This is a genomic window from Xylanibacter ruminicola 23, assembly GCF_000025925.1.
GTDB classification, from domain to species: Bacteria; Bacteroidota; Bacteroidia; order Bacteroidales; family Bacteroidaceae; genus Prevotella; species Prevotella ruminicola.
Window position 1 is genome coordinate 1,899,476 of sequence record NC_014033.1, and the last position, 16,888, is coordinate 1,916,363.

The 16,888-nt window shown below is 49.6% G+C and carries 9 protein-coding genes; 6 read left to right on the plus strand and 3 right to left on the minus strand.

Features of this window, described 5'->3' with window-relative positions; translation table 11 throughout:
• Positions 1–73 precede the first annotated feature (73 nt).
• Both PRU_RS08230 and PRU_RS08235 read left to right on the plus strand, forming a co-directional pair.
• Entirely contained in the window at positions 74–229 is a 156-nt protein-coding gene (locus PRU_RS08230; protein ID WP_224083040.1) for a hypothetical protein, read from the plus strand.
• A gap of 7 nt (positions 230–236) precedes the next feature.
• Positions 237–521: a virulence protein gene (locus PRU_RS08235; protein WP_013063035.1), complete on the plus strand. Its 285-nt coding sequence runs from the start codon at positions 237–239 to the stop codon at positions 519–521.
• 168 nt (positions 522–689) lie between these two features.
• Here the strand turns inward: PRU_RS08235 and PRU_RS08240 are convergent, their stop codons facing one another.
• From PRU_RS08240 to PRU_RS08250, 3 genes are all read right to left on the minus strand, one after another.
• A complete protein-coding gene (locus PRU_RS08240; protein ID WP_013064874.1) occupies positions 690–2,825 on the minus strand; it encodes a RagB/SusD family nutrient uptake outer membrane protein in 2,136 nt (711 codons plus the stop codon).
• Between the two features lie 39 nt (positions 2,826–2,864).
• Positions 2,865–6,002 carry a SusC/RagA family TonB-linked outer membrane protein gene (locus PRU_RS08245; protein WP_041385976.1) on the minus strand — a complete coding sequence of 1,046 codons (3,138 nt, stop codon included), beginning with the start codon at positions 6,000–6,002 and terminating at the stop codon, positions 2,865–2,867.
• 130 nt (positions 6,003–6,132) lie between these two features.
• Positions 6,133–7,311, minus strand: a complete 1,179-nt coding sequence (locus PRU_RS08250; protein WP_041385977.1) for a rhamnogalacturonan acetylesterase — start codon at positions 7,309–7,311, stop codon at positions 6,133–6,135.
• 176 nt (positions 7,312–7,487) lie between these two features.
• On the opposite strand from PRU_RS08250, the gene PRU_RS08255 reads away from it, so the two are divergent.
• The 4 genes from PRU_RS08255 (at position 7,488) to PRU_RS08270 (ending at position 16,872) form a co-directional block, all read left to right on the plus strand.
• On the plus strand, positions 7,488–9,866 hold the full coding sequence (locus PRU_RS08255) for a glycoside hydrolase family 2 TIM barrel-domain containing protein (protein ID WP_041385978.1): 2,379 nt from the start codon (positions 7,488–7,490) through the stop codon (positions 9,864–9,866).
• A gap of 7 nt (positions 9,867–9,873) precedes the next feature.
• On the plus strand, positions 9,874–11,037 hold the full coding sequence (locus PRU_RS08260; protein WP_041385979.1) for a glycoside hydrolase family 88/105 protein: 1,164 nt from the start codon (positions 9,874–9,876) through the stop codon (positions 11,035–11,037).
• Positions 11,037–13,451, plus strand: a complete 2,415-nt coding sequence (locus PRU_RS08265; RefSeq protein WP_013064927.1) for a glycosyl hydrolase — start codon at positions 11,037–11,039, stop codon at positions 13,449–13,451. Before PRU_RS08260 ends, PRU_RS08265 begins: the two co-directional genes overlap by 1 nt.
• Before the next feature lie 205 nt (positions 13,452–13,656).
• On the plus strand, positions 13,657–16,872 hold the full coding sequence (locus PRU_RS08270; RefSeq protein WP_143040039.1) for a SusC/RagA family TonB-linked outer membrane protein: 3,216 nt from the start codon (positions 13,657–13,659) through the stop codon (positions 16,870–16,872).
• The last annotated feature ends 16 nt before the right edge of the window (positions 16,873–16,888 follow it).

Sequence of the window (16,888 nt, forward strand, 5' to 3'; positions counted from 1 at the left end):
AAGTTTCGGATAATCATCGTATCTTTGCAGCGGATAATGAATATAGAATATGGAACCAAAGATTGGAGACAAGATGAAAGTTAGTCCACAGTTGACTGCACAGTCAGACTGGATTGATGGTGAAGTGATTGATGTTGAACACAATCCGTATATGGGGCTCATCATTTCAATTAAGGATAAGCTCGGAAGAATATTCTTCGGACAGAGTCGTTTCTTTATAGCCTTGTAATAGCAGAATGTTTGCAATCGCTTTTGATATGGACATAAAGGAACTCCGTAGTACTTACGGAGAGCCTTATAATAATGCATACTACGAAATAAAGATTTTACTTCGTAATTATAACTTTTATAATACTCAAGGTAGCGTTTATCTAACAGATAAAGACGATATGGCAAATCTTTTTGCTGCAATCTATGCCTTGAAGAAGATTAAATGGTTTAAATCTTCAGTTCGAGACATTCGAGCATTTAAGGTTGAGAACTGGTCTGATTTCACTGATATAGTTAAAGCAGAAGATTAGGATGTTTCGAAGAACCGGTGCATCTTAACAGCCAAATATAACTTTTCATAAAATAAGAAACCGCCCTGACGAGTCGCTACTCATGGGGCGGTTTTCAAAAAACAACTAACCTTAATTAATCTGCTAACATTTAATATGTATGAACCAAATTATGTCTAGTTGGTAGAATTAATAACCAGGGTTCTGCCAAGCCTTCTTGTCGGCATCGCTCAGGTTGGTACCATCCTCGTTCTGCAGAGTATCAATGAACTTCTGAGGAATAGGACGATACATGTGACGGTCCTGTACGTTAGGTGCAGCCTCGGGGTTGAAAGCCTTGGCACGCTTAACCAGCAGTCCGGTACGAGCCAGCTCATCCCAACGGTTCCACTCACCTAACAGCTCACGAGTACGCTCGTTGAATACGAAGTTAAGCATACGATCGTAATCGCTGGTTGCACCAATCTCCTTCAGGATAGCCTCATCCTCGGCAGGCAGCTGAGTGTAGCTCTTGATCTGCAGATCAGAAGCATCGGTAGTCTCGGCAATACCTGTTGAGAGGTAATAAGTATTGGTGTGAGTCATTGAGTAAGCGTAAGCCTCGGCATTAGTGAGTTGCTTACCACTCTTATCCTTGTTCTTCTTAGGAGTGATGCTGGCAGCTGTAGAGTTATCGGTGATACCACCATCGCTCTTCAGGAAGGCCATCGAACCATCGGTGTAGTAGCTACGATCCTCACCCTTCTTCCACTGACCACGGGCACGCAGCACGTTAACAGTGTTGATAGCCTCCTGGTAGTTACCCATACGAACCTGGCACTCGGCCTTAACCAGATAGGTCTCACCACTACGAGCCATGATTACATCGCGGTGGGCATCGCCCTTCTCACCGGTACGGCTACCGTCGGCAGTCTTGTTGATACCGCAGAATACGTTTGAGGTTGAGGGGTTACCAGTATAGGTGTTCAGCACGTACTTGCCATCCTGGAAAGTAACGAAAGCATTGGGCACCCACTTACCTGTAAGAGGATTAACAAAGCTGTGTACATCGCCACCACGACCGAATGTTCCGTAAGGATTGCCATCGAAACGAGCATCGCTCTTCTTGTTCAGGATGAAGATGATACCCTCGTCGCCCAGATCGGGAACCTGATCGGCTGTGATACCGTTCTGTGAAATCACGTCGGCATCCTTCTTAGCAGCATGGTTCAAACCGTAAACGGTCTTGAAGGTCTTCCACATACGGGCATCGTTCACATTATCGTAAACAGAGTAAGCATACTCAGTAGGACGGCAGCGCTGGAAGTCCATACCACCGATGTACTGGCCACGCTGAACCCAACCACCTGAGAAGTTAGAGAACTGAGGATCGAAGTAGTTATAGGTACGGTTACCGAAACGACCCTGAGTGGTCTTATCCTCATTGTGCTCGGCAGCCATCAGGATTTCATCCAAGCCCTCGTTAGGACAGTCGATACCAGTCCACTTAGCATACAGATCCCAGTAGTCAGATGCCAGAGGACATGCTGCAATCACCTCGTCGCAAAGAGAGATGGCACGATTCAGGTCGGTAGCCTTATCGTACTTAGATGCCCAAGAGGCGCAACGCTCACTCTGACGATACAGCAGGGCCTTAGCCAGGAAGTGGGCTGCAGTGTACTTGGTCCAAGTACCATTACCACGCCACTTATCCTTTGGCAGCATCTTATAAGCATTCTCGAAATCGTCGATAATCAGGTTCAGAGTCTCCTCCTCGCTGGCACGGGTAAAGCTCTTCTTAACAGTACCATTGGCAGGCTCGGTCTCGAGTACCACGCCACCATACTGGCAGAACAGGCGATAGTAGTTGTAACCACGCAGGAAGTGAGCCTCGCCAAGTGCCTTGTTACGCGAATCTTCCTTAGTAACGTTATCGGCCTTGCTGATAATCAGGTTGGCGGTAGAGATACCGTAGTACATCTGATCCCAGAGAGCTGATACGGCAGGACAGTTCTTGTTAGCAGCACCCAGAGCAGGTGTACAGTCCTGAGGATTCAAACGGTTATCGTATGTGTTCCAAGGCTCGGCGGTCAGGTCGGCTCCATTGGTAAACTCATCGCAACCATAAAGGGTAATACCGTAAGCCCACTCGTAACCGAAGTGCCAGCGGATGTTACCATAGAGTCCGGCAGCCATCTTCAAAGCACCAGCCTCGTCTTCCAGCAGTGCATCCGAATAAAGATGTCCAGCATCCTCCTTCAGGAAATCGTTGCCACATGAGGTTGCACCCAGCAGGGTAACCATCGACAGCGCACCGCAAACTATTTTATTGCTGATATATTTCATAATTATCTCATTTTTACATTTTATAATTGTTGCATTTTCTTAGAAGTCAACCTGCACACCAGCAGTTACACCACGATTGAAGTAAGTACGGCCGGTATCGAGATCCATAAAATCGATTGAAGAATAGAGCATACCCAGGTTGCGGCCCTGAACATAGAGCTTCAAACCATTCAGACCGATGCTCTTGAGCACCTTCTTATCGAAGTTGTAACCCAGAGACAGGTTGCGGATCTTGATGAACGATGCATTCTTGAATCCAAGCAGACCAGAATAGGGGTCACCACCAGCCTGGCTGTAAACAGGCTTCTGCCACTCGGCGCCAGTATTGCTTGGTGTCCAGTAGCTGATTTCGCGCTGCTGATACATACCCAGCTGGCCCTCGCCACCGGTACTAACCATGTACTTGAAACGACCCTGCAGATCGAGTGTGAGCTCGAAGCCCTTCCAGCTGATGGTGTTGCTCCAACCAGCGGTGAGGCGTGGGTTCTTGTTACCCAGGATAACACGGTCGTCGGCATTAATCTTGTAGTCGCCGTTCTGGTCAACAGGACGTACGCTACCAGCAGTAAACTTCTCGCCGTTCTCGTTGAACTTAGCCATCTCGGCAGCGTCGCTCTCCTGCCAGATACCATTAGCAGCATAACCGTAGTAAACGGCGATTGACTGACCGATGAACCAAGCATTATTTACATCATCCTCCTTACCATTGGCCAGCTCAACAATCTCGTCCTTCTGCCAAGCCAGGTTCAGGTTAGAGTTCCAGGTAAAGTCCTTAGTCAATACAGGGATAGTGTTCAGAGTAAGCTCAATACCCTTGTTCTTGGTCTTACCCACGTTGGTCTTCATTGAAGGATAACCAGAGAGTGAAGGAATGCTCATATCAAGAATCAGATCGCTGGTGCGAGAGGTGTACATATCGATGGTACCACCGATGCGGCCCTTCAGGAAGCTGAAGTCGATACCAAGGTTCCACTGTGTGGTCTTCTCCCAACCCAGGTTCTTGTTAGGCATCTGCACCTGACTGTTAGAATAGTAAGGCTCGTTGGTAACCAGAATCTGTGAGTTACCAGTGCTGAATGGCATCCAGTAAGAGTTGATGAGACCGAGTGTTCCGTAAGGAGATACGGCAGCGTTACCAGTAACACCCACACCCAGACGAAGCTTCAACTGATCAAGCCATGATACGTTCTTCAGGAACTCCTCCTGCTCCATGCGCCATCCTAAGGCCATTGATGGGAAGAAATCCCACTTCTTACCCTCGGCCAGTACCGAAGCACCATCCCAACGGGCTGAAGCTGTGAGCAGATAACGATCCATGTACGAGTAGTTAACGCGAGCCATGTAAGAAGCCAGCTGACTGCCAGAAGTACCTGAACCGATACCTACCTTATACTTGGTGTCGGTTACATCTACAGCACCCAGGTTGTTCCACAGGAACGAAGGAATGGGCACATTCTCCTCGCTGATGCTGCTGCTCTCCGACTTAGTCTTCGAAGCACTCTGCAACAGGGTTACACCTACAGTATGCTCGCCGAATGTACGGTTGTACATCAGCATGTTATCCAGTGTCCAAGCCAGCTGATGACCATCGCCACGGCTAACGGTGTTGTTACCCCCGGCACGGCTGATAGAGCTGGCATCCAAGAAGTTACCATTACGATAGTAACGGAACTCAGGACCGAACTGTGTCTTCCACATCAAACCCTGCAGAGGCTCGTAGATCTGACCGAGGTCAATCTGAGCATAGAAGCTACCCAACAAGCGGAAGTTCTGACGCTCATCGGTACTCTTGGTCCACTCATCAATAATAGAATAGGTGTTAGTGGTTGAACCACCAGGCTGTGTAATCAGGTCGCCATTCTCGTCGTAAGGCAAGGTGTAACGCAGGATAGCCTTGGCAGCACCGTACAGATCGGTAGGACCTGAGCTGGTACCATAAGCCTTAGAGTAACCATACTGCTGGATGCCATACGAAGCATTGAACGAACCACCGGTCTTGAACCACTTGTTACCCTTTACATCAGCACTGGCCGAGAAGTTGTAACGCTCAAAGGTCTGACCCTTCTGAGTACCCTCGTTACGCAGATAACCGAAAGATACGAAACCGGCAATATTCTTGGTACCACCACGGGCACTGAGAGTGTGCTCCTGAGTAAGACCGGTCTGGGTCACCATGTCGGTCCAATCGGTATCGGTCACCTTCGAACCATCCCATGTTCCACCGGCCCAACCTTTCATCACGTTGGCCAGAGCTGTATCATCACCACCAAAGAAGTTCTTATCCTGCTCCATGGTTGGCTGATCGCCAGGAGTGTACTTATCGGGGCTCATGTTGTAGTAAGCCCAACGGCGCCATGTGATATAATCGCTGGCACTCATAGCAGGACTCTTATCTACAATCTTCTCGAAAGTGAGCGATCCGCTATAGCTAACCTGCATCTTGCCTTCCTGTCCACGCTTGGTTGTTACCAGAACAACACCGTTGGCACCACGGCTACCATAGATAGCGGTTGAAGAGGCATCCTTCAGAATGTCGATGCTCTCGATATCACGAGGGTTCAGAGCGTCGAGGCTGGTTGCCTGAAGGGGCACACCATCAACAACGTAGAGAGGACCCTTACCTGCAGAGATTGAACGCTGACCACGGATAGCAATGCTACCTACGGTACCTGGGCGCTCGCTGGTGGTGATATCCACACCGGCAGCCTTACCCTGCAAAGCCTCGAATGCATTGTTTACTGGACGGGCGTTCAGCTCTTTCTCGCCTACACGTGTGAGCGCACCTGTTACATCGCTCTTACGCTGAACACCATAACCTACTACTACCACTTCGTCGAGCAACTGCTTATCCTCCTCGAGGGTAATCTTAATGTCGCTCTTACCACCAAGGGCAATAGTCTGTGAACGATAACCTACATAACTAATAACGAGGTTACCTTTTGCGGGAGCGTTAGCAACAGTGAACTTACCGTCGAAATCGGTAACGGTACCATTGCTGGTTCCCTTAACAACGACACTTGCGCCGATGATTGGCTCGCCCTGTACATCGACGACAGTACCGGTTACTTTGTTCTGAGCGAATGCGCCAATAGCAAACACTGCGAACAGAACCGTAAACATCAACCTCTGGAGCATGCCCCAGCTGTTGTTCAGACTTGATTTACCAATGTCCTTCATACTGTGTTAATTTTTTGAATTTATAGTTTTGAAATAAAATTTGGTTTTGCTGCAAAAGTAGGTGTTTTTACCTATTTTATATATTACAAAATCGTTCGTTTACTATGATTATCGTACAAACTGTACATTTTTAATTGCCATCGGGCTTGGTTAGATTGGTATTTCCCGAAGGATACCATACAAACGTATCGGGATCATCAGGCTGATTAGGATTGTAATCCTGCCAATCTGTACGCAAGTGCTCTACCAATGGCGAGTGCATCTGTTTCAGCCCCATCACGATACACTTGGCCACCTGCCACGCACCGTAAGGATTAAAATGGGTGTTATCGGCCAGTGCTTCGGGCTGATTAGCAAAGGTATTAGCAGGATAGTGTACCAGCGCCTTCTTTGAGCCCTCGTAACCTAAAGTTTCGTACAGGGTGGTAGTCATACCATTCAGTTCAATCACAGGCACATTCTCTCTGCGAGCCACGGTACGCATAGCCTCAGGATAGTCGCCATGGGTGTTACGCAGTGTTTTCTGGTCGGCCTCGAAGAACCTGCGTGCTGTAGGTGTCACAAAGATGATGTTACCACCTTTGGCACGTACGCGGTCCACAAATATCTTCAGATTGCGTGAGTAGCTGTACCAGGCACCATCGCCAGCTTTCTTCTCCTTCTCGTCGTTATGACCGAACTCACAAATCACATAGTCGCCCTTTCGCAGTTGGGTAAGAATCTTATCCAAACGCAGCTGTGCCAAGAAGGTAGTTGCCGAGAGTCCGCTTTCGGCATAGTTGGCTATCACCACCCTATCGTCGAACCAACGTGTAATCATCTGTCCCCACGAAGCCCAAGGCTCCTGCTCCTGATCCACCACCGTGCTGTTGCCACACAGAAATACCGTAGTGGCTGTGGTATCGGGGGTGATGGTGATGCGCTGCACAGCTGGTGCTGGTCCGCAGAACTGCAGGTTCAGGGCATCATCCCAGTTTTTGTAACTCAGCTCGCGGGGTTTCAGCTTCACGCTGGTGGTAGCATTTATCCGAGGCTCGTGCTTGTTTACCACAAAACTTACGGTTTGGTATTTACCTCTCCTGGTGCTGACAACATCGGTGTAATGCCTACGACTCTCAGCACGTACCACCGTCTGGGCAGCACGCTTCTTTGAACCGAGCGTTACGGTAACACGATAATTACCATCGGGCACCCGGACCGAGAAATCGATGGGACTGACACTCTCTTTATATAATAAGGTGTCGATGGTCTGCGCCTGTACACACAGACTGGCAGCTACGGCCACAGTTAGAATCATTAGTCTTTTCATCAGAGTTATTAATTAGTATGGTGCAAAAGTACAGCCTTTATCACTATCATACGACCGATTATTGTCCGTAAACTATCAAACTTGTACAAAATTGCTAATTTCAGAACGAACGTATATGTATCATCACCACATATTTGCCTACTTTTGCAGCAGAAAACTAAAAACGTACGAAAGAGATGAATACAAATCGTATCACCGCATTGGTTTTACCGCTATGCATGGCAACGAGCATGTGGGCACAACCTAGAACAGTGCAATCGCTGAACCTGGGTTGGGAGTTTGCACGCGACTCGTTGTTTACTAACGCGCACCAGGTTGACGTGCCTCACGACTTTCAGATAGAACAGCCATGGGTTGCTCCAAGTGCCGACGAACGTGGCGACAACACCGATGTGGCTGCCAACATAAAAAGCCGTCTGTCGGCCAGAGGTTTTAAAGAGATGGGTGCAGGCTGGTACAAAAAGACATTAAACATTAAACGATTAAACATTAAAGATGCCCGTCGTTTATTGCTCGACTTCGAAGGCATTATGTACGTAGGCGATGTATGGTTGAACGGTGTGCATATCGGTGGCACCGATTATGGCTACGTGGGTTTTGAAATCGATGTAACCAAACTATGGCGCTATGGCGAGGACAATGAGATTATCGTCAAGGCACATACCATGACCGAAAAGAACTCACGCTGGTACACAGGTGGCGGTTTGTTCCGCAACGTATCGCTCATCGACACACCTGCCGATTTGTATTTCGAGCGCCATCCGCTCTACATCACTACGCGCGATAATAAATATGTAAATATAGCAGCCGATTTTACAAATCGCACCAAGAACCGTCAAACAGTTATGAAGGTAAGTATTTACGACCCTCAGGGAAAACTGGTAACAGAACAGACGGCTAAACGTGGCGGCAACCCACAAACACGTACACTCACGATACAGGCACCCGAGATGGAGATACCCAATGCGCAGCTTTGGGACACAGAGCACCCCGCCTTATATAAAGTGGTGTGCCAGTTGCTGTATGCTGATGATACCGTGGCCGATGAAGTAAGCGAGCAATTCGGTATCCGCACCATTGAGTACGGTCCCGACTTCGGCTTGAAACTCAACGGTAAGAAAGTGCTGCTCAAAGGCTATGCCAACCACCACACCTTAGGCGCCTTAGGTGCAGCTGCCTATCCCCGCGCCATCGAGAAGCGTCTGCAACTCATGAAGCAGTTCGGCATCAACCACATACGTACCTCGCACAATCCATACAGTCGCGATTTTATCCGCCTATGCGATAAATACGGCATACTGGTTGTTGATGAGCTTTACGATAAGTGGACCCAGCAGCACACTGGCGGACGCGTGCCGTTTATGAACCACTGGGCACAGGATGTTACCGAGTGGATTAAGCGCGACCGCAACTCACCATCGGTGATTATGTGGAGCTTAGGCAACGAGCTACAGCAAGATCCAAACCTGCCGTTTAACGACTTTGGTGTTACCTGCTACCAGATGATGCGCCCCGTAGTGAACCGCTACGACTCTACCCGCAAGGTTACCGTAGCCATGCACCCGCGCTACCGCAACTGGGAGACCGACTCGCTGCCCTGCGACTTGGCCATGCACACCGATATACAGGCCTATAATTATAGGTACATGTACTTCCCTGGCGATGGTCGCCGTTTTCCATGGATGACTTTCTACCAGAGCGAGGCCAGCATCAACAAGATGGGCCCGAACTGGTTTGAGATGGACCTGAACAAGGTTATCGGTCTGGCCTACTGGGGTGCTATCGATTACTTAGGCGAGAGTCAGGGCTGGCCAGCCAAAGGTTGGGCACAGGGTGTGTTCGACATCGCGTTAGAGCCCAAGCCCAAAGCCTACTTTTTGAAGAGTTATCTGACCGACACCCCCATGGTACATATAGCCATTATCGAGGATACTGATGCCGGCATAGAGTGGAACGGCATACAGACAGGTAACGATATCCAGTCGGAAAACTGGAACCGCATCGCTGGCACAAAAGTAAATCTGTTTACTTACACCAATGGCGATGAGGTAGAACTGCTACTGAATGGCAAAAGCCTTGGTAAGCAGGCCAACTCTACCGATGCCGAAAAGCGCAACCGCATTTTGTGGAAAGCCATCCCCTATCAGGCAGGCAAGTTAGAAGCCGTGGCCTACAAAAACGGTAAGGTGATAGCCCGCCATGCTATCGAAACCACTGGTAAGGCTGTTAAGCTGCAGGCTATTCCCGATAACACCAACTGGCAGGCAGATGGCGAGGATCTGCAGCATGTGCGCATCATCGCCGTAGATAGCAGAGGTCGCCGTGTATCCGATGCCAGCAACGAACTGCAGTTCGAGGTTGAAGGCGATGCCCGTATTGTGGCTGTAACCAATGGCGATATTGAGAGCGACGAACTGAACGTAACCAATCACCGTCGCCTGTGGCATGGTTCGGCTATGGTTATCCTGCGTGCAGGCAGCCAGCCATCAAAAGTAACGCTAAAGACTACATCCGACAACTTTAAAACCGTTGTCAACAAGTTTGAAACTAAATAAACTACATATGAAGAAAACTATTATCGCACTCGTAGCACTCGTGGGACTCACCACCACAGCTACCGCACAGAACAATGTGTTAGAATCAGCACAGAAAACAAACAACTACTTCATGATGAAGTATAGTGACCCTACCCTTCCCACCAACGTGAAGAAGGTGCGCCCCTCGTCGCTTTGGACACGTGCCGTGTACTACGAGGGACTGATGGCCCTGAATGCCATCGACCCACAGCAGCGTTACATCGATTACGCCATGACCTGGGCCGACTTCCACAAGTGGACACCACGCAACGGCGTGAACACCCTTGATGCCGACGACCAGTGCTGCGGACAGACCTACGTTGAACTGGCAGCTTTGAAAGGTGGCGATCAGAAAGCACTCTTAGCTAACGTCATAGCCAATCTGGATCACCAGATGGTTACCCCAAACTCAAAGAAGCAAACCTCTACGCCCAAGGCCAAGACCAACGTGAACTCGTTGTACGGCTGGTGGACCTGGATTGATGCCATACAGATGGCTATGCCACTCTACATGCAGATTGCAAACGTTACTGGCGAACAGAAATATCGCGACCACGCCATGCAGATGTACCGCTGGACTCGTAACGAGTGTGGTGGTGGTTTGTTCAACACCAAAGACGGTTTGTGGTGGCGCGATGCCGACTACGTACCACCTTACAAGGAAAAGGATGGTAAGGACTGCTACTGGAGCCGTGGTAACGGTTGGGTGTATGCCGCCATCGTACGCTGCATGAACCAGTTGAGTCCTAAGAGTAAAGAATATAAGGAACTGAAGAAGGACTTCCTGCTGATGAGCAAGGGCTTGCTCAGCTGTCAGCACGAAGATGGTTTCTGGCATGCCAGCTTGGTAAGCGATGCCGACTACCCTACCCCCGAGATGACAGGTACCGCCCTGTTCCTCTATGGTATGGCATGGGGGATTCAGCAGGGGTTGCTCAAAGCCAAGACCTATCGCCCTGCATGCGACAAAGCCTGGCAGGCACTCGCATCATGCGTACATAACGATGGATTCTTAGGATGGAACCAGGGCACAGGAAAGGAACCCTCAGCCGGACAACCTGTTACCTTCGACAGCGTACCCGACTTTGAAGACTATGGCACAGGCTGTTTCCTGCTTGGCGCTTCTGAGTATTACAAACTTACCAGATAATGAGGAAATTCTTAACCATAATATGTGTGGCGTGCTGCTATGCCTCGGCAACCTTTGCCCAGGCATGGCCACAGCCCAAACCAGAAGCTAAACCCGGCACCCGTTGGTGGTGGCTGGGTTCAGCTGTTAATCAGCGCGACCTGCAGTGGAACCTCCAGGAGTATGCCCGTGCAGGCATAGGCGCTGTTGAGATAACGCCTATCTATGGCGTAAAAGGTAACGATGCCAACAACATCGCTTACCTCTCACCCCAATGGATGCAGGCCCTGCAATCGGTTCAAGACATCGCCCGTCCGTTAGGCATCGAGGTGGATATGAACTGCGGTACCGGCTGGCCCTTTGGCGGTCCGCACATCTCGTTAGATCAGGCTGCTTGTCGTGCGATTATCAAGGATACCATTATTAATGGCAAGCACCAGTATGAGGTTGAGATTGGACACACCAAGCAGAAGGTAAAACGTGCCGCTCCTGGTGGCGAAGGCTGGGTGGTGGATCATTTCGACCGCAACGCCGTAGCACACTACCTGGATCGTTTTGAACAGGCATTTGCAACATCGGGCGTACCTTACCCTCACACGTTCTTTAACGACAGCTACGAGGTGTACAAGGCCGATTGGACGCCCACCCTGTTCGATGAGTTCCAGAAACGTCGTGGATACGACCTGCGTACTAAACTGCCCGAACTGTTAGGCAAGGTAGATGATGGCAACCAGACGTTGGCCGATTATCGCGAAACACTCAGCGATATGCTGCTCGAGAACTTCACCCAGCAGTGGGTGGCATGGGCACACAAGCATGGTGTAAAGGTGCGCAACCAGGCTCATGGCTCACCTGCCAACCTGCTCGATCTTTATGCCGCTGTAGATATTCCAGAGATCGAAGGGTTCGGTCTTTCAGAGTTCGGCATTAAGGGCTTGCGCACCGATCCTGGCAAAACCCGTAAGAATGATAGCGACGTGTCGATGCTCAAGTATGCATCGTCGGCTGCTCATGTCATGGGCAAGCCCTTCACATCCAGCGAAACGTTTACCTGGCTCACCGAGCATTTCCGTACCTCGCTCTCACAGATGAAGCCCGATCTCGACCTGATGTTCACCTGTGGTGTAAACCACGTGTACTTCCATGGTTCGTGCTACACCCCACAGAACGCTGCCTGGCCTGGTTGGAAGTTCTATGCATCGGTTGATATGAGTCCTACCAACTCTATCTGGCGCGATGCCCCTTTCCTGATGAAGTACATCGAGCGTAGCCAGAGTTTCCTGCAGTTGGGCGAGCCTGACAACGATTTTCTGGTATATCTGCCCGTACGCGACATGTGGCACCAGCGTGATAACAACAACACGCTACTCATGCAGTTCGACATCCACTCGATGGCCAAGAAAGCGCCTCAGTTTATCCGCAGCATCCTGACGATTGACAGCTTAGGTTACGACTGCGATTACATCAGCGATCGTCAGTTGGCTAAGGTACGCATGCAGGATGGCATGCTTGTAACCGAGGGTGGCACCCGCTACAAGGCGCTTATCATCCCCAGCGGCACCACCATCGATGCGTCGCTGCAAGCACAGATCAACCGCTTGAACGCCTATGTGATTCGTGGCGAACAGGCTGCCGATATGGCCAAGTTTGCCAAAGCCGAACAGATGAAGACCACCTACGGCTTGCGCGCCATCCGTCGCCATACAGCCGATGGTTGGCACTACTTCATCGTAAACCTCACACCCAAGGATATTACAGGCGATGTAACCCTGGCAGTACCTTTCGAGAGTGCTACCTGGTTCAACCCCATGAACGGTGATATTCAGCCTGCCGAAGTACATAACGGACAGCTGCACATCGCCCTCAAATCAGGCGAAAGCCGCATCCTACAGACGTCAAATCAACCTTCAACAAATATTACTACAACTGCATCCGGGACCGAGGAGATAACTCTCCAAGGTCCATGGGTGCTTTCATTCACCGACGAAAGTCCACGTGTTGAAGGCACGTTCAAACTGAACAAGCTCCAGACGTGGGAGACACTGAGCGACAGTGCTGCCGTTACCATGGGTACAGGTGTTTACACCACCAGCATCAAGCTTTCGGCCCAACAAGCTAAGCAGCACTGGCAGATTGACTTAGGCGACGTACGCGAGAGTGCCCGTGTGTATATCAACAGTCAGTTTGTAGGTTGTGCCTGGGCCGTACCATTCATTCTGGATTGCGGCAACACTCTGCACAAGGGCAAGAACGAGATACGTATCGAGGTTACCAACCTGCCTGCCAACCGCATTGCCGAGCTTGACAGAAAAGGCGTACAGTGGCGCAAATTCAACGAGATTAACGTGGTGGATATCAACTATAAGAACACCACCTACGCCGATTGGAAACCCGTTCCAAGTGGACTAAATACAACCGTTAAACTGGTTCGTTAAGTCGCACGTTACTTATTATAATAATGTACGTAAACGTTTCGTATTCGAAAACGTTTACGTGCTTTTTTACGCACTTTTTTACCATCGAATAGCCGATTTTTAATTTTTTTATACTATATTTGCACCAATTTAAGGACTAATCTCTGAGAAGTAATTGACTTACTATTATAATTAATAACTTAAACATCAAAGTATGAATCAAGCAATGAGAAGATTGTGCAAACTGTGTCTCTTAGCAGCATTCTTTGTACTGGCTCCCCCTGAGGTGCTGGCTCAAACGATTGCGAAAGGACAGGTGTTTGACTCAACTAACGAGCCCGTTATTGGCGCTACAGTTGTAGAAAAAGGTAGTCCTAAAAACGCTACGATTACCGACTACGACGGTAACTTTAACCTCACGCTGCAGAACAGTAAGCAGGTTGTAATTACCTACATCGGTATGAAATCCAAGACCGTTACCATCAGCGGTGCCCCCGTTAAGGTAACCATGGAAGACGACAACACCACCCTGAACGATGTGGTAGTAATTGGTTACGGTTCGGTTAAGAAGAAAGATCTTACCGGATCGGTAGCAACCGTTAACAGCGAAACCTTGCAGGCTGTACCTGTAGCCAATGCCTCAGAGGCCCTCACCGGTAAGATGGTGGGTGTACAGGTAACTACCACCGAAGGTTCGCCCGATGCCGAAGTAAAGATTCGTGTTCGTGGTGGTGGTTCTATCACCCAGAGCAACGATCCCCTTTACATCGTTGATGGATTCCCCGTTGAGACCATCAGCGACATTCCCGCAAATGATATCGAAGACATCACCGTACTGAAGGATGCATCATCTACCGCCATCTATGGTAGCCGTGGTGCTAATGGTGTTATCCTGGTAACCACCAAGAGCGGTAAGGAGGGTAAGACCAAGGTAAGCTACAATGCTTACTACAGCTGGAAGAAGATTGCCAAGAAGCAGGATGTGCTGAGCGCACGCGACTATGCTACCTGGCAGTACGAGCTGGCCTTGCTGAAGAACAATAACGATCCTGAGAAGATCTCGTCGTACACCGATTATTTCGGCAACTATCAGGATCTGGATATGTACGACAATATTGCCACCAACGATTGGCAGGATCTGGTTTACGGCCGTACCGGTCACACCTTTAATCACAACATCAACATCAATGGTGGTACCGAGAATATCAAATATGCATTCAGCTATGCACACATGAACGATAAGGCCATCCAGATTGGTTCAAGTTTCAAGCGTGATAACTTCAGTCTGAAGCTGAACACCAAGCCCACCAAGACCACAACACTCGATTTCCAGGCACGTTATGCCGATACCGATATCCGTGGTGGTGGTGCACAGGATGCTACTGGTGTATACGATTCTGACCACCGTCTGCGTTATGCTGTTATCTACAGCCCATTCCCCATCAAGAACCTTGATCCATCAGCCGGTTCTGCCGATGACGATTTAGGAAACCTCTACAATCCTATCCAGGCTCAGTGGGATAACGACCAGAAGAAGGAACGTAAGAACCTGAACATTGCAGGTGCTTTTGGATGGGAGATTTACAAGGACCTGAAGCTGCGTACCGAGTTTGGTTACGACGACTACAACAACTACGACCAGCGTTACTGGGGTCTTACCACCTATTATATTAAGAACGTACCAGCAGTTGACAACCAGAACATGCCAGCCATCCGACTGACATCAACTAACCGTCACCGCTTCCGCAATACCAACACCATCAACTACGACTTCAAGAATCTGATTAAGAACGAGGATCACAAGTTGAACCTGATGGTAGGTCATGAGTACGTGATTACCAAGCAGCGCGTTAATACCGACGAGGTACACGGTTTCCCCACCGACTTTGATGCTGCCACTGCTTGGAAGCTCACCTCACAGGGTGTACCCTACTCTATCGACGATGCTTACAGTGCTGATGACAAGCTGCTCTCTTTCTTCGGTCGTTTGAACTACAACCTGAAGGACCGCTACCTGCTCAGTGCTACATTCCGTGCCGATGCCAGCTCTAAGTTTGCTAAGGGCAACCGTTGGGGTTACTTCCCCTCAGCCGCTCTGGCTTGGCGTATCTCTTCAGAGCCATTCATGGCCAGCACAGCCTCTTGGCTCGACGATTTGAAACTGCGTGTAAGCTACGGTACTGCTGGTAACAACAATATTCCAGTTGGTCAGCTTGTACAGACTTATAGCGCCAGCTCTACCGCTTGGGTAAACGGTATCTCTTCATACTGGGCACCATCAAAGACGATGGCTAACCCCGACCTGAAGTGGGAGACCACCATCACCCGTAACGTAGGTTTGGACTTCACCCTGTTCGGTGGCAAACTGAATGGTACCATCGAGGCCTATCTGAACACCACCAAGGACCTGCTTATCCAGTTCCCTGTAGGCGGTACAGGTTACGACAACCAGTATCGTAACATGGGTAAGACCGAGAATAAGGGTCTTGAGTTCAGCTTTACCTGGCATGCCGTTAACCAGAAGAACTGGGGTATCGACATCAGCGGTAACATCGGCTTCAACAAGAATAAGGTTAAGAGCCTTGGTGTGATGAACGACTTTGGTTGGAACACCAACTGGGCTTCGACCGAAATCGGTAACGACTACTGGATTTCTGTAGGCGATCCTCTCGGCCAGGTAATGGGATTCCGCATGGATGGCGCTGGTCGCTACGAGGTGAGCGACTTTGCTGGCTACGATGCTAAGCAGGGTTGGATTCTGAAGGATGGTGTAGCCGATGCTACAGCCGTAGTAGGCACTATCCGTCCAGGTTCGCTCAAGCTCAAGGATCTGGATGGCGATGGATTCGTAACATACGAGAACGATGTAGAGGTTCTGGGTGATGTTAACCCAACAGCATTCGGTGGATTCACCCTGAGCGGTCACGCTTACGGCTTCGACCTGAGCGCTGCCTTCAACTACAGCATTGGCAACAAGGTTTATAATGCTAATAAGATTGAGTACACCTCAACCTCAAAGTACCAGTATCGCAGTATGAGCACCGAGATGGCTGCTGGCAAGCGCTGGACCAACCTCGATCCTGAGACCGGTCTGCTCAGCAACGACCCAACCCGTCTGGCCGAGTTGAACGCCAACACCACTATGTGGAGCCCTTACATGAGCCGTATGGTACTTACCGACTGGGCTCTTGAGGATGCTTCATTCCTGCGTCTCAACACCCTGTCGCTGGGTTACACTATTCCTGCTGCCCTCACCAAGCGTGCTGGCATTCAGAGCCTGCGCTTCTATGTAACAGCTTACAACGTATTCACCATCACTAATTACAGCGGTTTCGATCCAGAGAGCGACTGCTACCGCCGTACAGCGCTTACACCAAGTGTTGACCACTCTGGTTATCCACGTAGCCGCCAGTTCGTTGTAGGACTCAATTTGAATTTCTAAAATGAAGGAGGACATG